The 22592-nt window shown below is 63.1% G+C and carries 30 protein-coding genes; 13 read left to right on the top strand and 17 right to left on the bottom strand.

The features are described 5' to 3' along the window. Positions 1 to 40: 40 nt before the first annotated feature. Together ACEQXE_RS01235 and ACEQXE_RS01230 are read left to right on the top strand one after the other, a co-directional pair. Complete coding sequence (locus tag ACEQXE_RS01235) at positions 41 to 478, top strand: hypothetical protein (RefSeq protein WP_370177068.1); 438 nt, start codon at positions 41 to 43, stop codon at positions 476 to 478. Continuing rightward, complete coding sequence (locus ACEQXE_RS01230) at positions 450 to 704, top strand: helix-turn-helix transcriptional regulator (protein WP_370182770.1); 255 nt, start codon at positions 450 to 452, stop codon at positions 702 to 704. Before ACEQXE_RS01235 ends, ACEQXE_RS01230 begins: the two co-directional genes overlap by 29 nt. On the opposite strand, the gene ACEQXE_RS01225 is transcribed toward ACEQXE_RS01230, so the two are convergent. The 12 genes from ACEQXE_RS01225 to ACEQXE_RS01170 all read right to left on the bottom strand — a co-directional run bounded on the left by ACEQXE_RS01225 (position 701) and on the right by ACEQXE_RS01170 (position 5012). Beyond that, the gene (locus tag ACEQXE_RS01225; protein WP_370177066.1) at positions 701 to 1108 is read right to left on the bottom strand and encodes a SufE family protein; all 408 of its coding nucleotides are present in this window, start codon (positions 1106 to 1108) and stop codon (positions 701 to 703) included. The two genes, ACEQXE_RS01230 and ACEQXE_RS01225, sit on opposite strands and share 4 nt — an antisense overlap. A 113-nt stretch (positions 1109 to 1221) precedes the next feature. Next, positions 1222 to 1398, bottom strand: a complete 177-nt coding sequence (locus ACEQXE_RS01220; RefSeq protein ID WP_370177065.1) for a hypothetical protein — start codon at positions 1396 to 1398, stop codon at positions 1222 to 1224. Next, complete coding sequence (locus ACEQXE_RS01215; protein ID WP_370177085.1) at positions 1395 to 1628, bottom strand: hypothetical protein; 234 nt, start codon at positions 1626 to 1628, stop codon at positions 1395 to 1397. Before ACEQXE_RS01215 ends, ACEQXE_RS01220 begins: the two co-directional genes overlap by 4 nt. Before the next feature lie 45 nt (positions 1629 to 1673). Then, complete coding sequence (locus ACEQXE_RS01210; RefSeq protein WP_370177064.1) at positions 1674 to 1976, bottom strand: hypothetical protein; 303 nt, start codon at positions 1974 to 1976, stop codon at positions 1674 to 1676. Then, a complete protein-coding gene (locus tag ACEQXE_RS01205) occupies positions 1976 to 2302 on the bottom strand; it encodes a hypothetical protein (protein WP_370177063.1) in 327 nt (108 codons plus the stop codon). Before ACEQXE_RS01205 ends, ACEQXE_RS01210 begins: the two co-directional genes overlap by 1 nt. Further along, positions 2302 to 2643 carry a hypothetical protein gene (locus tag ACEQXE_RS01200; RefSeq protein WP_370177062.1) on the bottom strand — a complete coding sequence of 114 codons (342 nt, stop codon included), beginning with the start codon at positions 2641 to 2643 and terminating at the stop codon, positions 2302 to 2304. Before ACEQXE_RS01200 ends, ACEQXE_RS01205 begins: the two co-directional genes overlap by 1 nt. Next, positions 2643 to 2966: a hypothetical protein gene (locus tag ACEQXE_RS01195; RefSeq protein WP_370177061.1), complete on the bottom strand. Its 324-nt coding sequence runs from the start codon at positions 2964 to 2966 to the stop codon at positions 2643 to 2645. The genes ACEQXE_RS01200 and ACEQXE_RS01195 overlap by 1 nt, the downstream gene beginning before the upstream one ends. Further along, positions 2966 to 3277, bottom strand: coding sequence for a hypothetical protein (locus tag ACEQXE_RS01190; protein ID WP_370177060.1), 312 nt, complete (start codon positions 3275 to 3277; stop codon positions 2966 to 2968). The genes ACEQXE_RS01195 and ACEQXE_RS01190 overlap by 1 nt, the downstream gene beginning before the upstream one ends. A 30-nt stretch (positions 3278 to 3307) precedes the next feature. Further along, complete coding sequence (gene pspC / locus ACEQXE_RS01185) at positions 3308 to 3691, bottom strand: envelope stress response membrane protein PspC (protein ID WP_370177059.1); 384 nt, start codon at positions 3689 to 3691, stop codon at positions 3308 to 3310. Then, positions 3688 to 3999 (bottom strand): envelope stress response membrane protein PspB, encoded by a 312-nt coding sequence (gene pspB / locus ACEQXE_RS01180; protein ID WP_370177058.1) that lies wholly within the window; start codon positions 3997 to 3999, stop codon positions 3688 to 3690. Before pspB ends, pspC begins: the two co-directional genes overlap by 4 nt. Before the next feature lie 3 nt (positions 4000 to 4002). Next, positions 4003 to 4863, bottom strand: a complete 861-nt coding sequence (gene pspA / locus ACEQXE_RS01175; protein ID WP_370177057.1) for a phage shock protein PspA — start codon at positions 4861 to 4863, stop codon at positions 4003 to 4005. Beyond that, positions 4860 to 5012 carry a hypothetical protein gene (locus tag ACEQXE_RS01170; protein WP_370177056.1) on the bottom strand — a complete coding sequence of 51 codons (153 nt, stop codon included), beginning with the start codon at positions 5010 to 5012 and terminating at the stop codon, positions 4860 to 4862. The genes pspA and ACEQXE_RS01170 overlap by 4 nt, the downstream gene beginning before the upstream one ends. Positions 5013 to 5163: 151 nt before the next feature. Between ACEQXE_RS01170 and pspF the strand changes: the two genes are divergently transcribed. The 6 genes from pspF to ACEQXE_RS01140 all read left to right on the top strand — a co-directional run bounded on the left by pspF (position 5164) and on the right by ACEQXE_RS01140 (position 10747). Further along, positions 5164 to 6186: a phage shock protein operon transcriptional activator gene (gene pspF / locus ACEQXE_RS01165; protein WP_370177055.1), complete on the top strand. Its 1023-nt coding sequence runs from the start codon at positions 5164 to 5166 to the stop codon at positions 6184 to 6186. A gap of 163 nt (positions 6187 to 6349) precedes the next feature. Then, the gene (gene guaB / locus ACEQXE_RS01160; RefSeq protein ID WP_370177054.1) at positions 6350 to 7789 is read left to right on the top strand and encodes an IMP dehydrogenase; all 1440 of its coding nucleotides are present in this window, start codon (positions 6350 to 6352) and stop codon (positions 7787 to 7789) included. A 27-nt stretch (positions 7790 to 7816) separates the two neighbouring features. Continuing rightward, positions 7817 to 8329, top strand: a complete 513-nt coding sequence (locus ACEQXE_RS01155) for a DUF6653 family protein (RefSeq protein ID WP_370177053.1) — start codon at positions 7817 to 7819, stop codon at positions 8327 to 8329. Positions 8330 to 8528: 199 nt separating this feature from the next. Further along, on the top strand, positions 8529 to 9710 hold the full coding sequence (locus ACEQXE_RS01150; RefSeq protein ID WP_370177052.1) for an RsmB/NOP family class I SAM-dependent RNA methyltransferase: 1182 nt from the start codon (positions 8529 to 8531) through the stop codon (positions 9708 to 9710). A gap of 59 nt (positions 9711 to 9769) precedes the next feature. Continuing rightward, a complete protein-coding gene (locus tag ACEQXE_RS01145; RefSeq protein ID WP_370177051.1) occupies positions 9770 to 10303 on the top strand; it encodes a tetratricopeptide repeat protein in 534 nt (177 codons plus the stop codon). Positions 10304 to 10309: 6 nt separating this feature from the next. Beyond that, positions 10310 to 10747 carry a hypothetical protein gene (locus ACEQXE_RS01140; RefSeq protein ID WP_370177050.1) on the top strand — a complete coding sequence of 146 codons (438 nt, stop codon included), beginning with the start codon at positions 10310 to 10312 and terminating at the stop codon, positions 10745 to 10747. 24 nt (positions 10748 to 10771) lie between these two features. Here ACEQXE_RS01140 and ACEQXE_RS01135 read toward each other — a convergent pair whose 3' ends face one another. Both ACEQXE_RS01135 and ACEQXE_RS01130 read right to left on the bottom strand, forming a co-directional pair. Next, positions 10772 to 11269: an RNA pyrophosphohydrolase gene (locus ACEQXE_RS01135; RefSeq protein ID WP_370177049.1), complete on the bottom strand. Its 498-nt coding sequence runs from the start codon at positions 11267 to 11269 to the stop codon at positions 10772 to 10774. Continuing rightward, positions 11266 to 12225, bottom strand: a complete 960-nt coding sequence (locus tag ACEQXE_RS01130; RefSeq protein WP_370177048.1) for an alpha/beta hydrolase — start codon at positions 12223 to 12225, stop codon at positions 11266 to 11268. Before ACEQXE_RS01130 ends, ACEQXE_RS01135 begins: the two co-directional genes overlap by 4 nt. Before the next feature lie 177 nt (positions 12226 to 12402). On the opposite strand from ACEQXE_RS01130, the gene ACEQXE_RS01125 reads away from it, so the two are divergent. The 5 genes from ACEQXE_RS01125 to ACEQXE_RS01105 all read left to right on the top strand — a co-directional run bounded on the left by ACEQXE_RS01125 (position 12403) and on the right by ACEQXE_RS01105 (position 19608). Beyond that, positions 12403 to 14334 carry a 2-oxoacid:acceptor oxidoreductase subunit alpha gene (locus ACEQXE_RS01125; RefSeq protein WP_370177047.1) on the top strand — a complete coding sequence of 644 codons (1932 nt, stop codon included), beginning with the start codon at positions 12403 to 12405 and terminating at the stop codon, positions 14332 to 14334. Between the two features lie 78 nt (positions 14335 to 14412). Next, entirely contained in the window at positions 14413 to 15474 is a 1062-nt protein-coding gene (locus ACEQXE_RS01120) for a 2-oxoacid:ferredoxin oxidoreductase subunit beta (protein ID WP_370177046.1), read from the top strand. A 186-nt stretch (positions 15475 to 15660) separates the two neighbouring features. Further along, positions 15661 to 17061 carry a deoxyribodipyrimidine photo-lyase gene (locus ACEQXE_RS01115; RefSeq protein WP_370177045.1) on the top strand — a complete coding sequence of 467 codons (1401 nt, stop codon included), beginning with the start codon at positions 15661 to 15663 and terminating at the stop codon, positions 17059 to 17061. A gap of 56 nt (positions 17062 to 17117) precedes the next feature. Then, positions 17118 to 18389 carry a class I SAM-dependent methyltransferase gene (locus ACEQXE_RS01110; protein ID WP_370177044.1) on the top strand — a complete coding sequence of 424 codons (1272 nt, stop codon included), beginning with the start codon at positions 17118 to 17120 and terminating at the stop codon, positions 18387 to 18389. Position 18390: 1 nt separating this feature from the next. After that, positions 18391 to 19608 carry a serine hydrolase domain-containing protein gene (locus tag ACEQXE_RS01105; protein ID WP_370177084.1) on the top strand — a complete coding sequence of 406 codons (1218 nt, stop codon included), beginning with the start codon at positions 18391 to 18393 and terminating at the stop codon, positions 19606 to 19608. A gap of 4 nt (positions 19609 to 19612) precedes the next feature. Here ACEQXE_RS01105 and ACEQXE_RS01100 read toward each other — a convergent pair whose 3' ends face one another. The 3 genes from ACEQXE_RS01100 to purF form a co-directional block, all read right to left on the bottom strand. After that, positions 19613 to 19972 carry a PilZ domain-containing protein gene (locus tag ACEQXE_RS01100; protein ID WP_370177043.1) on the bottom strand — a complete coding sequence of 120 codons (360 nt, stop codon included), beginning with the start codon at positions 19970 to 19972 and terminating at the stop codon, positions 19613 to 19615. A 103-nt stretch (positions 19973 to 20075) separates the two neighbouring features. Continuing rightward, on the bottom strand, positions 20076 to 20786 hold the full coding sequence (locus tag ACEQXE_RS01095; protein WP_370177042.1) for an SDR family NAD(P)-dependent oxidoreductase: 711 nt from the start codon (positions 20784 to 20786) through the stop codon (positions 20076 to 20078). Position 20787: 1 nt separating this feature from the next. Beyond that, positions 20788 to 22275 carry an amidophosphoribosyltransferase gene (gene purF / locus ACEQXE_RS01090; protein ID WP_370177041.1) on the bottom strand — a complete coding sequence of 496 codons (1488 nt, stop codon included), beginning with the start codon at positions 22273 to 22275 and terminating at the stop codon, positions 20788 to 20790. Positions 22276 to 22592 lie beyond the last annotated feature (317 nt).

Genomic DNA, 22592 nt, shown 5'->3' with positions numbered 1-22592 from the left:
CGGGTTACTTGTAACCCTAAGGTGACAAATGGAGGTCCTTTTGACAGACGAAAAAGATATCGAGTCGGCAGAAACCTTTGGCAGGACGCGCGCCACGATGGCGCCGTTCCTGGGTCTGCTGGTCCTGGTGGTTCACCAGGGCGTTTTCTACCGCTGGAACTGGGAGGCCAATTCGCCCTTCCAGATCGCCGTATGGGTTGGCTTCATCATCCTGATGCTGTCGCTTCTGCTCACGGGCGGCGGCTGGTTGCTACCCGCCAGAGTCCGATCGATCGCGAATGACGAAGCGACCCAGATCAATCGCATGGCAGGCATTACCGTAGGGTTCGTCGGCGCCATCGTGGTGGCGCTGCTCGTAGTGGTCGTCTCACCATTCGAACCGCTGCCGGCGCAACGCGCGGCGCACATGATCGCCAGCATGAGCCTTGGCTTGGCGTTTGTAGGATACGGTGCGGCGGAGCTTCGCAGCCTTGGTTGATGGGCTGGTAAACCGCGTCAGATCGGCACGCGACGACAGGGGCTGGACCCAGGCCGAGCTTGCGCGCCGCATGGGGGTAAGCCGCAAGACGGTCAACACGGTCGAGAACGGGGTCTTCGCGCCGTCGGTTATCGTAGCGTTGAAGTTTTCGGCTGCGCTGGAAGTGCCGGTGGAGGAGCTGTTTCTGCTCGGTTCGGGGGAAGAGGGGGAAGAGGGAGAAGCTTAACCCCCAGCAATCCGTGCGGCGTGCTCCTTCACCAGTGCGATCATGTTGGGCACGCCCTGTGTCCGGTTGCTCGATAGCTGGTTCTTGAGATCGAAGGGTTCGAGCGCGCCGACCACGTCCATCGCCGCCACTTTGCTCGCCGGCTTGTCCTGCACGGCAGCAATTACCAGCGCGACGATCCCCTTGGTGATCGCGGCGTTGCTGTCGGCAAGGAAATGCAGCTTGTCAGCTTCGCCGGTGGGGTAGACCCACACTGCTGCCGAGCAGCCGCGCACCAGTGTGGCGTCGGTCTTGAGCGCGTTGGGCATTTCTTCCAGCTCGCGCCCGAGCTCGATCAGCAGGCGATAGCGTTCGTCCCCTTCGAGGAATTCGTATTCTTCGCGGATATCGTCGAGCGTTCTCACAAAAACCGTTCACCCTGAGCTTGTCGAAGGGTTGTCCTTCTTCTTCGTGCACGGGCTAGAAGAGAAAGCAGTGCTTCGACAAGCTCAGCACGAACGGGTGCGGGTAGATCGGCCTACCCCGAAAGCCCACCGGGCCGCGTCAGCGCGTAATAGATCACATAGAACCACGAGAAGAATCCGTGAACGATCGCCCACAGGATCGACTGGTGGAGCGACCACGAGATCGCGACCGCAATGGCGCTGCCCAGGCCGATGCCCGCCTGCGCCGCCTGACTGCGCGCGGTGCTCACAAATCCACGCCGTTGGCAATCGCTTCCAGCTTGCGGATGCGTTCACGCATGTCCGCGAGGGCAATCGGCCCCGAACCGCGCGTGTCATCGGGATCGCGGCGGCCCTGGCCCGCCGCTTCCAACTCGCGCCGCTTCAGCGACAGCCAGCCTTCCCACGCGCGCAGCAGGGCTGCTGCAACCAGCGCGACACCAAGAAGCGATGTGGCAGCAATGACGAGTGTCGGCTCCATGATCTCCATCCTTCTTTCTATCCTGCGGCCCAATCCTGCGGCCTGTCAGTCCTGCTCTTCGCGCAGGGCGTCGATTTCGGCGGCGATGCGATCGCGTTCGCGCGCGGTCGAGCTGTTCTTGTCGTAGGCAATGCGTTCGAGCACCGCGATCCGATCCTTCAGCGCAGCGATCTCGGCTTCGGCCTCGCGGTCTCGCTCCTGCTCACCTTCGCGATCTGTAGGGCGCGAGAGGGTCTGGTTACCCATCATGTCTTCGGTGATGCCGTGCTGCGCGTTGTAGCGCGCACGCATGACCTGCGACACGGCGACGATCAGTACGATCAGGACGACTGCAGCGGTCCAGCTCATCAGTTTGCTTCCTTCCGGTTGCGCAGGGATTCGATTTCGTGCGTCAGGGAATAACCACTATCGGTCACAATCCGCTCGACATTGCCCAGCCGATCCTTGATCGATCCGAGCTCGGCACGCAGCTGGGCGTTTTCCTGAGTCAGCAGCTTGAGCCGTTCCTGCGATTCCTGGTCGTTGCGAGGGTGGATCGGCATGCCCCACATGTTTTCCAGCGGGTAACCGTGCTTGATCTTCATCCGGGTGGTGTGAATCCAGCCGAACAGCCCGGCACCGCCGATCATCATGCCGCCGACGATGGCAATGATCGGGATCATCGCACCATCCATCACACGCGCTCCTTCCTGCCAGTGTCCAGCGGTATGCCGCTGCTTTCATCCCTGCGCAGTGCTTCGATCTCTTCGGACAGCGAATAGCCGCGCTCGGTCACGATCTTTTCCAGCACGGCGAGGCGATCTTCGTGCGCTTCGAGCCGTTCGACGAGCTTGGCATTGTCGCCGCGCAGGCTCTCGATCTCCGCCGACTTGTCCGCACGGCTCGTCTTGCCGCCCCATTCGTCTTCCAGATCGTAGCCATGCTTGGCGCGAATCCAGTTGTTGATCAGCCAGCCACCGGTGGTGAGCGCGATGATCATGATGACGAAGCCGGTGCCACCGAAGAGGTGTTCCATTATGCGCGCTCCCTTTCCTCGAAGGTCACTGCCGTGCCGTTAGCGCTGTCTTCTACGCTATGGATTTCGCGCAAGGCCTCGATCTCCAACGCCAGGTCGGCACCGCGATCGGTTGCGATCCGCTCGAGCACGCGGACGCGTTCCTCCAGCTTGCGGTATTCGGGACTTGCCCGACCGCTTCGGGCTTCCTCTGCGCGGGCTTCCAGTTCCAGCTTGCGCTCCTTGTGCATTTGCTCGCGCCGGTTGATGACGTATGCAAATGGCAGGACGACAAGCAGGATCGCCATCACGAACAGGAATATGCCCATCAGGTTGGGGTCCATCAGGCGCGCTCCCTGCTTTCGAGGTTCATCGCCGTACCGTTGAGCTGGTCATCGATACTGCGGCTGTCGCGCAGGGCCTCGATCTGGGTTGCCACATCGTAGCCCTTGTCGGTCACAATCCGTTCGAGCACCTGCCCCCGGTCTTCGAGCCGCTGGATCTGGCTGGCATATTGCGCCGCTTTTTCGGCGGTATTTTCCGCAGTGGTTTTCAAACCCATTTTGGCCAGTTTCTGCTGGTGGTTCATCCAGACGATCGCGACGACCATCAGGAATGGTGCGGACACCGCCACTAGCCCTGTCAGTTCACCCATGTTGCTTCTCCCTGTTCCTGTGGCCCGGCATCAGCGCAGGCGCTCGATTTCGGCGTCGAGGCTCGGGTTCGAGCTGACATAGTGCTCCTCGACACTCGCCAGGCGCCGATCGATCTCGCGCAGCTTGCCGCGGATTTCGCGTGCCGTGCGGGTCGGATTGGCGCGCACGCCCTGCCAGTATTTCTGCTCCTGCTTGTCCTCCGTATAGAGGTGCGGGGGCTTGCGGTTCAAAAGCAGTCCCATGATCAGGTAGGCGGGCAGAGTGACCGGAAAACCGCCGGAAAATGTCGCGACCAGCATCCCGAGGCGCCACCACAGGGCATCGACACCCGTATAGTCGGCTAGGCCTGCGCAGACGCCCATCAGCTTCCCGTTCTGCGTATCCTTGTACAGCGTGGTGCGGGGCGTATTCATGCGCGGGTTTCCTTCCTTTTCTGGGCGAGCAGGGCTTCCAGCTCGGCGAGTTCCTCGTTGTCGGCCTGGTTGTCCGCGATAAGGCGGGCGGGTTTGAAATCGGCATGGTCGTGGGCGACCAGTCGCTCGACCGTATCCATCCGGTCGTCGAGCCGCTTGGTGAGCGCGTAGAGCTCTTCCAGCAGTGCCTCGTCATTCTGGGTGATGCCGCCAGCGGAGGTTTTCCACTTGGTGACATAGTGCAGGATCAGCCAGGGCAGACCGATAACGGTGCTCAAGACGACAACGGCGACGAATAGTTCTTCCATCGATCAACCCCCCTTCTTTTCGTTGACGTCGCCGGCTCCCTTGCCGAGCGCGCGTTTCATTTCTTCCAGCTCCTCGTCGACCTTGTCCGATCCTTCGAGGGCGGCGATTTCGTCCGACAGCGACAGCTTGCCGCTCTCGCTTTCCATCTTCAGCTGGTCGGCGCGGCCTTCGGCGTAGTCGACCCGGCGTTCCAGCGCGTCGAAGCGGGTCAGCGCCTCATCCACACGCTCGGTCGTCATCAGCGTGCGCAGCTTCACGCGGTTCTCCGCGCTTTCGAGGCGGGCGGCGATCTGGGTCTGGCGGCTGCGCGCTTCGCGCAGGCGGTTCTGCAGCTTGTGGATGTCTTCCTCGTAGGCGCGCAGCGAATCGTCGAGGACGGAAATTTCCGCCTTGAGCTGTTCGCTCATGTCGGCGGCCTTCTTCTTCTCCACCAGCGCGGCGCGCGCCAGGTCCTCGCGATCCTTGGAGAGCGCGAGCTGGGCTTTCTCGGCCCAGTCGGCCTGCAGCTTGTCCAGCTTGACCGTGTGGCGGTGCATTTCCTTCTGGTCGGCAATCGTACGTGCGGCACTTGCCCGGACTTCGACCAGTGTTTCCTCCATTTCGAGGATGATCATGCGGATCATCTTCGAAGGGTCGTCGGCCTTGTCGAGCATTTCGTTGAAATTGGCCGCGATGATGTCGCGGGTGCGGCTGAAGATGCCCATGAAGCCTCCGGTATAGAAAGGGGTATCGCCCGGCGCGCTGCTGTCGAAACCGGCAGTCGGGCCCTGAGAAGGGATCGGGCTGCGACGCAGGCGCTCCACCTCGTTATCGAGGCGCGAGAGACGGCCATCGCGGCCGGGCGGATTGGTGTAGTCGGTCATGCCAGTTCCGTAGTCTGTAACACGAGCGGGCTGCCGGTATGAACGCCATCGGCAGACGGCGGATTCAAAGCGACGAGCGCCGCGGTTGCGAGGATCGTAACCAGCACGGCCTTGCCGAAAGTTCGCTTGGGCTGGGCTTGTTCGGGCATGTCGGTCCTCCTCGATTGATCTCCACCCCATGCTTTGCAACCGGCGTGCCAGTTTGAAAAAACGCCGGATTTCCGGGCTTTCGCAACTTATCGACCAACGACATGTTGGTACCAATTGCCAAGCCTTGGGTTTTTTCACTATATTATCGGCATGGAGCGGGAGAACCAGTTTGTCGGGCAGTCGCTCGCCTTCCTCGATGCGGTCGAACGCACGAGCCAGGCGGCGGCATTGCAGCGCCCGGTGCTCGTGATCGGGGAGCGCGGGACGGGCAAGGAACTGATCGCAGAACGCCTGCATCGCCTTAGCCCCCGTTGGGGCGAAGCGCTGGTCACCATGAACTGTGCCGCGCTGCCCGAAACGCTGATCGAGGCGGAGCTGTTCGGCCACGAGGCGGGCGCCTTCACCGGCGCGACCCGCAATCGCGAGGGCCGGTTCGAGGAAGCCGATGGCGGCACGCTGTTCCTCGACGAGCTCGCAACGCTTTCCATGGCCGCGCAAGAGCGGCTGCTGCGTGCGGTCGAATATGGCGAGGTTACCCGGATCGGCTCGTCGCGCCCAATGCGTGTCGATGTCCGCATTGTCGCCGCGACGAACGAGAACCTGCCCGCCATGGCGGAACGCGGCGATTTTCGCGCCGACCTGCGCGACCGCCTCAGCTTCGAAGTTATCACGCTGCCGCCACTGCGCGCGCGCGAAGGCGATATCGCCGTGCTGGCCGACTATTTCGGACGCAGGATGGCGGCGGAGCTGCAGTGGGAGGCGTGGCCGGGCTCTGCAGAGCATGTCGCCGCGCAGCTGGAAGATTACCTCTGGCCGGGGAATGTGCGCGAATTGCGCAATGTCATCGAGCGTGCGGTGTACCGGTGGAACGATCCGCAAAGCCCGGTCGGGCACATCGTCTTCGACCCTTTCGACAGCCCGTGGAAGCCCGCAGGCTCGCCCGCACCGGCGCAATCCGAGGCTCCCGATAAGGTTCGCGTCGCGCCGGAACGCCCCGATTTCGAAGAGATCGACGATCTGCGGATGGCGGTCGACAGCCACGAACGTGCAATCGTGGAGCATGCCCTTGGCAAGCACCGCTGGAACCAGCGCCAGACCGCCAAGGCGCTGGGCCTCAGCTACGACCAGCTGCGCCATTGCATCAAGAAGCACGGGCTGATGGAAGAGAGCTGACGGCACCGGGCGAGGGAAACTTCGCCCACACCCTCTGGCGGACCGGGGCGAGCCTCGCTAAGGGCCCCCTGCAAGACCGTGGTTTTTAACTCCCGCGATTATTCGATTCGCCCGACACCCTCCGGGCGCGAAATCGCCACCCAGCTTGCGAAAGGTGCCCGCCGTGGCTTCCAAGGAAATCCCGCTAGCCCTTACTTTCGATGACGTATTGCTGCGTCCGGCCGAAAGCGAGGTCCTGCCCAGTATGGCCGATACCCGGACCCGGCTGACGCGCGAGATCGCGCTCAACATCCCTGTCGTATCGGCGGCGATGGACACGGTGACCGAAGGCGACATGGCCATCGTGATGGCGCAACTGGGCGGCATGGGCGTGCTGCATCGCAACCTTGAGATAGAGGATCAGGTCGCCGCAGTTCGCGCCGTAAAACGCTACGAAAGTGGCATGGTGGTCAACCCGATCACCATCGGCCCCGACGCGACGCTGGGCGAAGCACAGGAAATCATGTCCGCCAACCGCATCAGCGGTATTCCCGTGACGGATCGCGGCGGCACGCTGGTCGGCATCCTGACCAATCGCGACGTTCGCTTTGCCGAACATCCCGGCCAGCCGGTGCGCGAGCTGATGACAACCGAGAATCTCGCCACCGTGCCGCTGGGCACCGGGCAGGAAGAGGCGCGTCGCCTGCTGCACCAGCGGCGGATCGAGAAGCTGCTGGTGGTGGACGACGATTATCACTGCATCGGCCTGATTACCGTCAAGGACATTGAAAAGGCGGTCAATTATCCCGGCGCGACCAAGGACGCGGCAGGCCGCCTGCGCGTCGCGGCGGCGACCACCACGGGCGACAAGGGTTTTGCGCGCACGCAGGCGCTGATCGATGCAGAGGTTGACGTGATCATCATCGACACCGCGCACGGCCATAACCGGGACGTGCTGAAGGCGGTCGAGCGTGCCAAGACGATCTCCAACTCGGTGCAGATCATCGCAGGCAATGTCGCAACGGCAGAAGCGACACGCGCGCTGATCGACGCGGGCGCGGACGCGGTGAAGGTCGGCATCGGGCCGGGCTCGATCTGCACCACCCGCGTGGTCGCAGGCGTCGGAGTGCCGCAGCTCACCGCGATCATGGACAGCGCAGAGGAGGCGGACAAGGCGGGCGTGCCGGTGATCGGCGACGGGGGCCTGCGGACCAGCGGCGATGCGGCCAAGGCGCTGGCGGCAGGTGCCAGCTGTGTGATGATCGGCTCTATGCTCGCGGGAACGGAAGAAGCTCCGGGCGAAACCTTCATCTACCAGGGCCGCAGCTACAAAAGCTATCGCGGGATGGGCAGCGTCGGCGCGATGGCGCGCGGATCTGCCGACCGCTATTTCCAGCAGGACGTGTCCGCAATGAAGCTGGTGCCCGAAGGGATCGAGGGACAGGTGCCCTACAAGGGCCCGGCCAAGGACGTGATCCACCAGCTGGTCGGCGGGATCAAGGCGGCTATGGGCTATACCGGCAGCCGCACGATCGACGATCTGCGAAAAGGTGCGCAATTCGTGCGGATCACCAATGCGGGGCTGACCGAGAGCCATGTGCACGACGTGTCGATCACCCGCTAGGCACCGAATTATCCGACGCGGTAGTCCATGAGCTGGGAAAACCGCCTGGCCGCGCTTTTCGGTCTCGACGATAGTGGATGGGAAAGGCACGCCAACCCATGGAGCGGTTGGAGCCGCCTTTTCACGGGATTGCCGCTGATAGTTCTGGCAATCTGGTCACGCGCGTGGATCGGCTGGTGGTCGATCCTGCCGATCTTGCTGACCATTATCTGGTTGTGGATCAACCCACTGCTTTTCCCTCCACCAGGCGATGACCGGGCATGGATGTCGCGCGGTGTGTTCGGCGAGCGGCTCTGGTCGAGGCGCAAGGAACTCGCGCTTCCCGAAGGCAGTACAATCTGGCCAATTGTCGCAAACGCGGTGACCGGTCTGTTCACGCTTGCCCTGATCTACGGCTTGGTGGTGCTCGACGTGACAGCGACGCTGCTCGGTGCGGTGGGAACGGCGGCGGCAAAGCTTGCTTTCATGCACCTCATGGCAAGGCTCTACGTAAAGGCGAAGTCGCGCGATCCTTCGCTTGCCTATCGCGCATCCGCATGAGCGCTTCGGCAATCGCGATGGAAGGTGGATGTCGGCGCGCAAACCGCTTTCCTACTCGACGGAGCGTGTGGCAGGGCAAATGCATGCCTTTAGTGCCTTACAGAAACCGGCATGGATTTGGATTACCGGCGCCAGCGCCGGGAATTTTTCCCACGTTAGACACTGTGTCAGGTGTGTCAGGCCTGCGGGAAATCGACCTGTGACTCCTGCCGCGCGCGTTCAGGCCGCCATCGACATTCTCGACCGTGTGATCGAGGCGGCAAAGGGGCAGGGCGCGCCTGCCGACCGCATCATTGCGGAGTGGGCCAAGGCCAATCGCTATGCCGGCTCGAAGGATCGCCGTGCGGTGCGCGAACTGGCTTATGACGCAATCCGTCATTGCGGCGAGGTGCCAGCGAATGGGCGTGCGGCGATGCTGGCGCTGCTTGCGCGGGACGAAACGCTGGCCGTCCTGTTCGACGGATCGAAATACGGACCGGGCCCTCGGCAAGAGGGCGAGCCGGTCGCGGAAGCAGGCGTTGCTCCCGCGTGGTTGATGGAGCGGCTGGCCGCATCGGACATCGAAGGCGACGAGGCCGCCGCGCTGATGAGTCGCGCTCCACTCGATGTGCGGGTCAACACCTTGAAGGCAGAGCGCGACGCTCTCGAACTGCCCGAACCCGGAGAAGCGCTGGCGCTGTCACAGGCGCTGCGGTTCGATGGGGGAACGCCAGTCGAGCAATGGGACGCCTACCGCGAAGGGCGGATCGAGGTGCAGGACCACGGCAGCCAGATTGCGTGCAGCGCGGCCAGAGTCCTTCCCGGAGAGACGGTGATCGACCTGTGCGCGGGCGCTGGCGGCAAGACCCTGGCGCTGGCGGCGGCGATGGAGAATCGCGGGCGGCTGATCGCATCCGATACCGACAGGCGGCGGCTTTCGCAGCTTGCGCCGCGCGCGCAGCGGGCGGGTGCGACGATCATCGAGGAACGCCTGCTCGATCCCGGCAAGGAAATGGCAGCGCTGGGCGATCTGGAAGCACAGGCCGATTGCGTACTGATCGACGCGCCGTGCTCGGGCGTCGGTACGTGGCGCCGCAAGCCCGAGGCGAAATGGCGCCTGACGCCCGACCGGCTTGCGCGGTTTGCCGCTACGCAAGACAATCTGCTTTCGCTCGGTGCGAAGCTCGTCAAGCCGGGCGGTCGGCTCGTCTTCGTCACCTGTTCACTGCTGGACGATGAGGGCGCGGACCGATTCGCGGCATTCCTGCAGGGCCACGAAACCTGGCGCGGCGATGCACCGGACCTGCCGCTCGGACGGGCGCGAGGGCAGGGATTCCGCCTGTCTCCGTTTCACGACGGCACGGACGGATTTTTCGTCGCGCGGGCCCACTTGCCGTGTTAACCTTTCGATCTATGCTCGCCTCCGCGCCTCGAATCCTGGCACAATCGAAGGATAACTTCATGCGTTTCGCTCCCGCTGCTGCTGCCCTGTCGCTGTTGGTGGCAGTTTCCGCCAGCGTGGGTTCGGCGCAGAGCGAGCCGGTCGATCCGCGTGCGGGCATGCTGATGGCGCAGGCGCAGGATGCGCTCGACGCGGGCCAGCCGCAGCGCGCGGTCGATGCGCTGGAAGCGGCTTTCGCGATCGATCCGCAATACACGCCGATCCTGATTGCCCTGGCCGAGGCTGCGCGGCGCGAAGGGCTACAGGGCAAGGCGATCCGCTATTACCGCGAGGCGCTGACCCGCGATCCGGGCAATTATGCCGCGATTGCGGGCGAGGGTGCGGCGATGGTCGAAAAGGGTGCAATCGAGCGTGCGCGGCGCAATCTGGCGCAGCTTGAATCGCTATGCGGTGCGAATTGCCCGGAAACACGCGCGCTAGAACTCGCGATTGCGCAGGGCCCGCGTAACAGGAATGTGCTGACGGCCGAGGCGGTCATGCCCGATGCGATGGTGACGCAGAACCTGAGCGCGCAGGACGGCGCGACGCAGTAGGCGATAATGCGTGAAACGAGCCGGTACACAGTTCCGAAAGCGCTCGGCGTCGATCAAACGATTTACATCCGTTGGCTGAGACGAAAGGCCAAGGCCCATCTCGACCGTGATCGCAAACGTGTCACACACGAAATTACTGGCGAGGAGTACCGTAGGCTAATACATGCGGCAGTGTGCGACCATGGCACGCATGATTTCTATACAGGTGAGGCCCTCAATTGGTCTCTGATCAGCACCTACGACAACAAGAAATCGGCGGAGGGCAGGTCCCGTTACAAGGCCAGCTTCGCACTTCTGCCAACCGTCGATCACATCTCGGGCGAAAACGGGCGCTACGATTTTGTCATCTGTGGTTGGAGGACCAACGATGCCAAAAACGACTTGGCCTATGAAGAGTTCTTGGACCTGTGCCGAAGGGTTGTTGCTAAGGCTGATGGCGGCTGATCTGCGAACAATCGCTGGAATTGCTCAGATCAGGTCGGCGAATTCCGCCACGACCGAGCGATAGACCCGCTTCTTGAAGGGTACGATCAGGTCCGCAACCGTGCTCGCCGTAACCCAGCGGTACTCGCAGAATTCTGGCGGGTTATGCGCCTCCAGGTCGATATCGTCGTCGGTGCCTTCGAAGCGTGCGAGGAACCAGGCCTGCTCTTGCCCGCGGAACTTGCCACCCCACAGCTTGCCTACCAGCTCGTCCGGCAGGTCGTAGCGCAGAGGTTCCGCAGTCTGGCCGATGAGTGCGACCTTTTCGGCAGTGACGCCGGTCTCTTCCCACAGCTCGCGCAGCGCGGCATCGCGCGGGTCTTCGCCTTCATCGATGCCGCCCTGCGGCATCTGCCAGAAATCGCCTTCCTTGGTGTCGATCCGGCGTCCCACGAACACTTCGCCCGTGGAATTGACCAACATCACACCCACGCACGGGCGATAGCCGAGTTCGGAAGTCTCGCGGTCTTTGGTCATGGTCATTGCTGTCGCCCCAAGGCTGCGCCAACCGCATCGATAAAGGCTTCCACGTCTGCCTGACCACTGGGAATCGCTTTGCGCATGGTGAAGAATCCGTGGATGATCCCCGGGAATTCCAGATAGGTCAGTTCGGTTCCATGCTTGACCATGCACGCCGCATAACTGCGCCCGGAATCGCGCAGGGGATCGAGGCCTGCGGTGCACAGCACCGTCGGCGGCGCCTTGCTGCAATCTCCCAGCATCGGGAGGTTGCGCGCAGATCCAGGATCGGCGGCATAGCTCTGCGTGAACCAGCCCATGGTCCCGCCGGTGAGGAAATAGCCGTCCTTGAACTGGCGATAGCTCTCGTGCTGGCCCGCCTCGTCCGCAACCGGATAGATCGGCGCCTGCACCAGCACGGGCACGTCTGCGGGATTGTCGCGCAGAGCATGGGTAGTGACGATGGTCAGGTTGCCACCCGCACTATCGCCAGTGATCACCAGCCCGGTAATCTCGCGGCCCAGTTCCGCAGGCGAAGACGCCAGCCAGCGCGCGGCCGCCTCGCAATCGTCGGGCGCGGCGGGGAAGGGCGCTTCGGGAGCGAGGCGGTAATTGACAGACAGCACGGGCAGATCGAGACGCGCGGCAAACTCTGTGCACAGCGAGTGGTAGACGTCCAGATCGCCGATCACGAACCCGCCGCCGTGGATGAACAGCACTGCGGGGCCTGCCTCGCGCGATTCGCGCGTGTCGTAGAACCGGCACGGGATGTCTCCGGCGGGGCCGGGGCAGGTCACATCCTTGATGAGGGCCATCTCGCGCGCCGGAGCCTCGCCGATCTGCGCCATCGCCCGCATCCCCTCGCGTGCAGCAACCGCGCCCACTTCTTCGGCAGGCGGACGGCCCATCGCCTCCAGCATATCGAGCAAGGCGCGAACATCGGGGCGAACGAAGGGTTCGGGAGCGGGTGCGTCGGCCATATGCGTATCCTTCGTAAAGCGGGCCGGGTTGGATAGGCGCTGCGTGTGGCGCCTGTCTACCGATCTGCATCGGGGGGATAGAAAAACTTGATTGTCCCGGTCGCCACAGCCACGTAGGCGGCGGTTGTCAGCGCGGAACCATGTCGCGCGAGGAAGACCCGAAGGATATTTCTGCCCATGGCGACGCAGGCGCCTACAGCCTCCACCGACACTCCCGATATTCCCGATGCCATCGTCGTGCGCTTCGCGGGCGATTCGGGCGACGGGATGCAGTTGACGGGCGGGCAGTTCACCCTGTCGACCGCGTTGGCAGGCAACGACCTTGCCACTTTCCCCGATTTTCCGGCGGAAATTCGCGCGCCGCAAGGCACGCTGTTCGGTGTCAGCGCTTTCCAGATCAACTTCGGGTCGCGCCACATCAATACCGCAGGCGATGCGCCGGACGTGCTGGTCGCGATGAACCCAGCCGCGCTGAAGGTGAACCTTGCGGCGTTGAAGCCCGGCGGTCTGGTGATCGCGGACACGGGCGAGTTCAACAAGCGCAATCTCGACAAGGCGAAGTACGACGCCAACCCGCTCGAGGACGATACGCTGGCCAAGTTCGACGTGCTCGCGTTCGATATCTCGGCGCGTACGCTGGAAGCGGTGGAGCCGTTCGGGCTCGGCAAGAAGGACGGGCTGCGTTGCAAGAACATGTGGACGCTCGGCCTCGCGCTGTGGATGTTAGACCGTCCGCGCGAACCGCTGCATGACTGGCTGAACAAGAAATTCGCCAAGGCGCCCGATATCGCCGCCGCCAATATCGCCGCGCTCGATGCAGGCCATGCCTATGGCGAGACGGCGGAGCTTTCCGGCCCGCTTAAGCAGGTCAACTTGCCGCCGGTGCCAAGCGAACCCGGGCTGTACCGCACGATCACCGGCGCCGAAGCCGTATCGCTCGGCCTCGTTGCCGGAGCGCAATTGGCCGAACTGCCAATGTTCTTCGGCGGCTACCCGATCACGCCTGCCTCCGCGATCCTGCATCATCTCGCGCGGCTCAAGGAATTCGGCGTCACCACCTTCCAGGCGGAAGACGAGATCGCTGCTGTCTGCGCCGCCATCGGGGCGAGCTATGCAGGCCAGCTGGGCGTCACGTCGTCCTCCGGCCCCGGCATCGCGCTCAAGACCGAAGCACTGGGCCTCGGCATCATGACCGAGCTGCCGTTGGTGGTGGTCAATTCGCAGCGCGGCGGGCCGAGCACCGGCCTGCCAACCAAGACCGAGCAGAGCGATCTCTACCAGGCGGTCTATGGCCGTAATGGCGATGCGCCGATGCCGGTGATTGCCGCGCGCTCTCCCGGTGATGCGTTCGAAGTCGCTATCGAGGCGTGCCGCATGGCGGTGCAGTACATGACGCCGGTCATGCTGCTGACAGACGGCTACATCGCCAATGCGGCCGAGCCATGGAAGGTGCCGGATCCGGCGGCGTTCGCGCCGTTCCCGGTAGAGTTCAAGACCGATCACGGTGGCGAGCAACTGCTTCCCTACAAGCGCGACGCCAAAGGCGCGCGCCCGTGGATCAAGCCCGGCACGCCCGGCATGATGCACCGCATTGGCGGGATCGAGAAAGACGCGAACACCGGCAATATCTCCTACGATCCGGGCAATCACCAACTAATGACGGACACTCGGCGCGACAAAATTGCGAATATCCCCGTGTCCGATCAGGAAGTGGCTTTCGGTGAAGACACCGGCAAGCTGGCGGTGGTCGGCTGGGGCAGCACCTACGGCCCGATCAAGCAGGCGGTGCGCCGCAGTATAGAAAAGGGCTGCTCGGTCTCGCATATCCATGTGCGCCATATCTGGCCGCTGCCCAAGAACCTCGGCGAGCTGCTGAGCGGGTTCGAGCGCGTGCTGGTGCCCGAGATGAACACCGGCCAGTTCAAGACCGTGCTGCGCGACCAGCTGCTGGTCGATGCGGAAAGCCTCACCAAGACTAGCGGCCAGCCGTTCCAGATCGCCGAACTGGAAGATGCGATCTGCGCGTATTTCGATGGCGTGGATGGCAATGAGGGTGGCGAGGTCGAGCCAAACGAACAGCAGCTGCCGAGCCCGGTGGAGAGCGAGTGATGCAACGAAACAAGTATCTGCTTTTTGCAGCGGCACTTGCCTGCCTGCTCGTGGTCATCATGTTGTTTAGGTCCTGATATGAACGCCCCAGCGAAAATCGAAACCACGCTCAAGGACTGGGAAACCGATCAGGAGGTCCGCTGGTGCCCGGGTTGCGGGGATTATGCGATCCTCAAGGCGGTGCAGCGCACGCTGCCGCAGCTCGACTGCGACCCGGCGAACACCGTCTTCATCTCCGGCATCGGCTGCTCCAGCCGCTTCCCCTATTATATCGAGAGCTACGGCTTCCACACGATCCACGGTCGCGCGCCTGCGGTGGCGACGGGCGTGAAGCTCGCCAATCCGGACCTCGACGTGTGGCTGGTGACGGGCGACGGCGATGGCCTGAGCATCGGCGGCAACCACATGATGCATGTGCTTCGCCGCAACGTGAACATGCAGATCATGCTGTTCAACAACGAGATTTATGGGCTGACCAAGGGTCAGTACTCGCCCACGAGTCGCGAGGGGACGCGCAGCCCGACCAGCCCGATCGGCTCGGTCGACCACCCCGCCAACCCCTGCGCCTTTGCCCTGGGTAGCGGCGCGCGTTTCGTCGGGCGCGGGATCGATGTCTCAAAGAACCTGCCCGATGTGTTGAAAGCCGCACATGCGCACCAGGGCGCGGCGTTTGTCGAGATTTTCCAGAATTGCATCGTCTATAACAAGGACGTGTTCGATGCTTTCGCCGCCCCGAAGGGTGCCGAAGGCCAGCAGCTCTGGCTTGCCGATGGCGAACCCATGCTGTTCGGCTCTGAAAAGAGTGGAGGCGTGAAAGGCCTCGCTTTCGACCCCGACAGCCTTTCTTTCAGGGTGGTCGATGTGGTCGCCAAAGAAGACGGGACTCTCGACTGGCAGGCTGCGGGTGTGCGCGTGCATGATGCGAAGAACCGCGTGATGGCGCACATACTGGCCGAGCTACCCTTTGGCGAGTTCCCCATGCCTCTGGGGGTGCTCTACGACGATCCTGCGCCGACCTACGAAAGCGCAGTGATTGCCGAGCGTGAAGCCTTGGTCAGCGGCAAGGAGCCCAACCTCGCCAAGCTGCTTTCGGGCGGCCAGACCTGGACTGTGGACGGGACCGCAGCGGATCCGGTCTAGGAACACCTATCGCTGCTGCGACGTTGCCGCACAAACTCCCCTCCCTTGAGGGAGGGGGTGGGGGTGGGTGTACGGCTGCGCAGTAACGCGCACACCGATCGCCCCTCTCCAAGCTGTGCTAGCTCCCTTTGGGAGCAAGCTTCGCTATCCTCTCCCCGCCCGGGGAGAGGGGGGTAGGGGAACTGAATGTCCAAACCACAGATCGTCTGGCTGCGGCGCGACTTGCGTCTTGCAGACAATCCCGCGCTCTATGCCGCTGCTCAGGCGGGGCCGATCATCCCGGTATTCGTGCTCGACGATGAGAGAACAGGTGACCGTAAATATGGCGGCGCATCGCGCTGGTGGCTGCATCATTCGCTCGAAAGCCTCGGCAAGAGCTTCGGGCGGCACAATGCGGAGCTGATCCTGCGGCGCGGCGATAGCGTCAATATCCTCGCCGACATTGCGGCCAAGACAGGCGCGGAGGCGATCCACGCCAACCGCCACTACGAGCCGTGGTGGAGGAAGGCGCAGGGCGACCTGAAGAACGCACTTCCCGACGGATGCGAACTGGTGCTGCACGACGGCAACTACCTGATGCCGCCCGGCACCGCGACCACGGGCAGCGGCGATCCGTACAAGATCTACACGCCGTTTGCGCGCGCCATGCGCGAAATCATGCCGCCGCGCGAGGAGCTGCCCGTGCCGGAAACCATCTCGCAGCCGTCCGACCTTCCGTCCAGCGACGATCTTTCCGACTGGAAGCTGCTCCCGACCAAGCCGAATTGGGCGACAGGCTTCGCGAAGCATTGGGAAATCGGCGAGGGTGCAGCGCACGAACGGCTCGACTGGTGGGCCGATAATGTCGATCGCTACGAGGATGGTCGCAACCTGCCATCGGTCGATGAGACGTCGCAGATGTCTCCGCACCTGCATTGGGGCGAAATCTCGCCGGTGCAAATCTGGCACGCGCTCAAGGGCAAGCGCAGCGAGGGCTGGCGGACGTATGAGAGCGAACTGATCTGGCGCGACTATGCGCAGAACGTGATCTGCCAGTTTCCCGATTACCCGCACGAATCCTATCGCGACGCGATCGACGACGCCAAGCTCTGGCGCAATCCCAACCGGGGGCATGTATTCGAGGAAGAGCTGGAGACATGGCAGCGCGGCCGCACCGGCTACCCCATCGTCGATGCCGGGATGCGCCAGCTATGGGCGATCGGCTGGATGCACAATCGTGTCCGCATGATCGCGGCCAGCTTCCTCATCAAGCACCTGCTGATCGACTGGCGCCATGGAGAGCGCTGGTTCTGGGATACGCTGGTCGATGCGGATTACGCCTCGAACGGCACCAACTGGCAGTGGGTCGCGGGCACGGGGGTAGACAGCAACATGTTCTCGCGCATCATGGCGCCGCTGAGCCAGAGCGAGAAGTTCGATGCTGCGGGCTACATCCGCGAATGGGTGCCCGAGCTGGCGGACCTTTCCGACGCCGAAATCCACGATCCACCCGACGAGAAGCGCGGCAAATACCCGGAAAAGATCATCGGCCACAAGGAAGCGCGCGAGCGTGCGCTGGAGGCCTATCGCGCCATGAAGGCAGGCTGAAGAGGGTAGCTTAAGGGTTGTCGCCGCCATTCGCGGGGCGCATAAGTGGAGTAGGCATGGGGGTGACCGGTCAACCACGCGGCAGCGATCTGCTGGCTGCATCTCAGCGCTTCGAACGGCGCCCCGGCTTCCTGTCCCGCTTGCTGGCACCGGGCTTTCACAAACTTCTCGATAAGCTGGATGCCGGGATGGACCGCGGCGCTGTGCTAGGGCGGCTGCCCGATGGTAATACGCGGTTGTTTGGCAGTCGCGCACCGGGCTTCGAGGCGGAAGTCCACATCCACAACTGGCGCGCATTGCTGCGCGCGGCAACCGGCGGCTCGGTCGGTTGGTATCAGGCATGGGAAGCGGGCGAATGGTCGAGCCCCGATCCCGTCGCTTTGTTCGCTGTACTGATGCAGAATGCCCAGACGCTGGGCGATGCCACCCGCGCCAAGGGCCGGTGGAAACGCGCGCTCAAGGCCGCTCATGGCCGGCGGCGCAACACGCGTAGCGGTGCGGCAAGGAACATCGCGGCACACTACGATCTCGGGAATGATTTCTATGCTGCGTGGCTGGGCGAGACGATGACCTATTCGTCTGCCCTGTTCGATCCGGCTGCTGCACCTCAGACGCTCAACGCGGCGCAACGCGCGAAAATCGATGCGATCCTCGACAGGGTGGACCTCAAGAAGGGCGACAACCTGCTCGAAATCGGCTGCGGCTGGGGCACGCTGGCGCGAATGGCGGCGGATCGGGGTGCGAAGGTCGACGCGATCAGCCTGTCGGACGAACAGCTCGCATGGGCCCGGCGGCAAAGTGTCGGCAATGCGCGCTTCCTCAAGCAGGATTATCGCGACACCGGAAATGCGGATGCGGGGGGCCAATATGACGCGATCGCCAGCGTCGAAATGGTCGAAGCGCTGGGGCACGAATACTGGCCGACCTTCATGGACTGCGTTGCGCGCAACCTGAAGCCGGGCGGGCGTGCGGCGATCCAGTTCATCTCGATGCAGGATGAATTGTTCGATGCCTATGCGGACAGTGCGGATTTCATCCAGGCCTACATCTTCCCGGGTGGGCTGCTGATCCGCACGTCCGAATTCCGCGCCTTGGCCGAGGCGCGCGGTCTGGCATGGCAGGACGAGCAGCGGTTCGGAGAAGATTATGCGGAGACCCTGCGAATCTGGCGCGAGAATTTCGAGCGTGCTGCGACAGAAGGCCTGTTGCCACAGGGTTTCGACGATCGCTTCAGGGCATTGTGGGGCTATTACCTGATGTATTGCGAAGGCGGCTTCCGCGCTGGCGGGATCGACGTTCACCAGGTGACGCTGGTCAAGGAGAAATAGGATTTTGAAACACTTCACACTCACAGGCGCTGCCGCGCTCGCGCTGGCCGCATGTACGACCACGCCGATGACGGATACCGTGGGTGCCGCGGACACCGCCGCGGTGACCGCCAGCGTTCCGACCCAGCCGCTCCCCGTTGTAGGTGCAGAAGTTCTTTTCTGGGACGATGCGACCCGCTCTGCCCGCTTCCGTTCGATGGAAAGCTTCTTCCCCGGGCAGGAGGTCGCACCGCCAGCGATAACGCGCGCGCTACCCGAGGGCGTACCTCTGCCCTCGGAAACGCAAGGTGCAATCCGCGATTACATGACCAGCCAGCAAGCGGCGGGCGTGATGGTGCTGCAGGATGGCAAGCTCCGCTTTGTCGATTATGGCCTCGGCTTCGGACCCGACGATCGCTGGACCAGCTTCTCGGTCGCCAAGAGTTTTACCTCAACGCTGCTGGGTGCAGCGCTGAAGGATGGGCATATCGAAAGCCTGAGCGATTCCGTCTCGAAATACATTCCCGGCCTGAAGGGCAGTGCCTATGACGATGTGACGGTGGAACAGCTCGCCACGATGACATCGGGCGTCAAATGGAACGAGAACTACACCGATCCCAATTCCGATGTCGCCCAGATGTTCAGCACCACGCCCGAACCCGGCACGGACCAGGTTGTCGAATATATGAAGACCCTGCCGCGAGAAGCTCCGGCGGGCGAGAAATGGGTCTATAAGACAGGTGAGACAAACCTGATCGGTGTGCTGGTAGAAAATGCCGTGGGCATGACCTTGGCCGAATATGCCAAGCACAAGATCGTCGACCCGGCAGGCTTCGAACACCCCCTGTTCTGGCAGACCGACCTGTCGGATCGCAGCGTGGGCGGGTGCTGCCTGTCCGCTGCGTTGAGCGATTACGCCCGGATGGGGCAGTTCGCTCTCGAAGGCGGGCACGGCATCGTGCCCGATCGCTGGTTTGTCGAGGCAGGGGCCCCGCAAGTCGAGTTCGGCAACGGATTCGGCTATGGCTATCAGTGGTGGACCTATCCCAATGACGGCCCAACGGCCTTCGATGGCCCGTACGGCGCACAGGGAATCTTTGGCCAGTCGATCACTATATATCCGCGCGAAAAGCTGGTCGTCGCGATTGTCTCCAACTGGCCCAGGGCCACCGGTCAGGAATTCTCGGCCGAGCGCCTGAAGCTGATCGCGGCGATTCGCGCGGGCATTGCAGCGGACTAGCCGCCTACAACAGGCAGGAGCGTGTCACTCCGCCGCCAATCGGGCCTTCCCACCGGCTCAGGATATCTTCGAGGACCGCCTGGCTAAGCAGGTCGTCGAAGGCTGCACCTGCAATCGAACGGTCCCACCAGACGATCCGGCCCTGGATCGACTGGAGGCCGGGCAGGGTCAGCCAGCAGATCTGGTCTGCCTGCAGGCGACCGATCGAGGATGCGCTGAACCCGGCCAGCGACAGGTCGTGCACCACGGTCTTGAAGGCCCGCGAGCCGGATACCCGCAATTGCGATGGAATGGCGATCTTCGTGCGCGGCGCGCAGCGGTCTTCCTGCGCCGCATTCGCGTAGGAATGCTGTGTCGAAATCATGTTTTTATACCCGCCCAAGTCTTTCTGGTTGAACGGTTTTCATGGCTTGCGACTTGCCGGATCGTAAGCAGGATTGGCTAAGCGCCCTTAACCAACTTGCGCGTCAGATTCTGGCGCGGTGGCCGGTCTCGAAATCCCGCTCGATAAGCTCGACAATATAGGATCCGACCTCTTCGGGCGGCTTGACGCTTTGGGGGTCTTCGCCGGGATAGGCTTTGGCCCGCATGGCGGTGCGCGTGGCGCCGGGGTCGATTATCGCGACACGGATTGCGCCGGTATTGGCGACTTCCTGCGCATAGCATTCGAGCAGGTTGTCGAAGGCCGCTTTGGTTGAGCCATAGGCTGCCCAATAGGCGCGGGGCTTGTCGCCCACGCTGCTCGTAAGTCCGATTACGCGCGCGGCATCTGCGCGTTTCAGCAAGGGATGCAACCCGGCAAGCAGCGCCTGTGTCGCGAGGATATTGGTGGTGATCGCGGTGTTGAACTGCTTGGGGTCGATCTGCGTCACGGGGGTCAGTGTGGGCAGGTAGGCCGCGCCGATCACCAGCATGTCCAGCGCATCCCAGCGGCTGGCGATGGCCTGGGCCAGACGCGCGACACCGTCACCTTGGCCGAGATCGACCGGCGCGATCGTGGCCGATCCGCCGCCTTGGTGGATTTCGTCTTCCACCCGCTCCAGCGCGGCATCGTCGCGCGCGGTGAGGATGACGTGCGCGCCCTTGGCGGCGAGCGCCTTGGCAATCGCTGCGCCAATTCCGCGCGATGCCCCGGTGACGAGCGCAACGCGCCCTTCGAACGGTTTGCTATCGCTCATGTCAGGCGACCTTGTTTACCGGAAAGGAAAGTTGCGCAGCACCTGCTTCGCGGCGCTCGAAATCGGTCCGCCGCGTGGGATAGTCGCCCGTGAAGCAGGCATCGCAGAATTGCGGACAGCTCTTATCGCGCGCTTCGCGACCGACGGCACGGTACAGCCCGTCGATGGAGATGAAGGCCAGGCTGTCTGCCTCGATGAACTCGCGCATCGGCTCAAGCTCCATCTTGGCCGCGAGCAGCGCGCTGCGTTCGGGCGTATCGACGCCGTAGAAACAGCTATGTGCGGTGGGCGGGCTGGCGACTCGGAAATGCACTTCGGTCGCGCCGGCATCGCGCATCATCTCGACGATCTTCTTGCTGGTCGTGCCGCGCACGATCGAATCGTCGATCAGGACGATCCGCTTGCCTTCGACAAGCCCGCGATTGGCATTGTGTTTGCGCTTCACGCTCGAGTGGCGGACGCCGTCGGACGGCTGGATGAACGTGCGGCCCACATAGTGGCTGCGGATGATGCCGAGTTCGAAGGGGACGCCTGATTGCTGGGCATATCCGATCGCGGCGGGCACGCCGCTGTCGGGTACGGGCACTACCAGGTCCGCATCGCACGGTGCCTCGGTCGCCAGTTCGCTGCCGATAGCCTTGCGTGCCTCGTAGACCGACCGCCCTGCGAAGATCGAATCGGGGCGACTGAAATAGACATGTTCGAAGATGCAGGGGCGCGAAGGATTATCGCCGAAGGGGCGGTGCGAGCGGATCGTGCCGTCGAAATCGACCTCAATGAACTCGCCCGGTTCCACCTCGCGCTCGAACTTGGCGCCGACCACATCGAATGCAACCGTCTCGCTTGCGAAGACGACCGCGTCGCCCATCCGGCCCATCTGCAAGGGGCGGATGCCCAGCGGATCGCGGCACGCCGCCATTCCGCGCGGGGTCATCACGATCAGCGCATAGGCACCTTCTACGAGCCGCAATGCGTCGATCAGCTTGTCGAGCATCGTCGGGTAGCGGCTGGTCGCGACGAGGTGGATGATCACCTCGGTGTCGCTGGTCGACTGGAAGATCGCTCCCTTGCCGACCAGTTCCTCGCGCAGGGTCGCAGCGTTCGAAATATTGCCGTTATGCGCGATGGCGAAGCCACCGCTTGCGAGATCGGCGTAGAGCGGCTGGACATTACGCAGGCCCGATCCGCCTGTGGTCGAATAGCGCACGTGGCCTGCCGCCATGAAGCCGGGCAGTTCGGCAATCGATTCGGCGCTTGAGAAGTTCTCCGCCACGTGGCCGAGCCCGCGACGCGTGTAGAATTGCGCGCCGTCGAAACTGGTAATGCCAGCCGCTTCCTGCCCGCGATGCTGGAGCGCGTGCAGGCCGAGTGCAGTGGTGGTCGCAGCCTCCGAACCGGCGTTGATCGCGCCGAACACGCCGCATTCCTCATGCAGGCTGTCGCCGTCCTCATCGTCGAAGGGGTGTCGCAAGTGCGTCGTGGGGTTCATGGGTGGCGCGCCCGTTGCCAAAACTGGTCGCCGCCCCATTGGCGGTGTGGCAGGTGAATTACAAGGGTAGAAGGGGCTCTTGCATGAGGTTCGCAGAAGCGAACCTGTCCTTGCCGTCCACAACAAAACGCCTTTTCATTGCAGAGACAGCCAAGCGAACCTAAGGCCCTGCCTGAGACGCGACAATAACGGACCTTTCCTTGTTTCTCAGCCCCTTTGAATGGACCATAGCCAAGCGATACCTCTGGCCCGGCAAGGGTGAGGGATTCATCAAGCTGGTCGCGGGTATCTCCATCGGTGTCGTCATGCTCTCGGTC

The sequence above is a fragment of the Alteriqipengyuania sp. genome (genome assembly GCF_964222115.1).
Lineage (GTDB): Bacteria > Pseudomonadota > Alphaproteobacteria > Sphingomonadales > Sphingomonadaceae > Alteriqipengyuania.
This window is presented reverse-complemented; position numbering and strand designations above follow the sequence as displayed.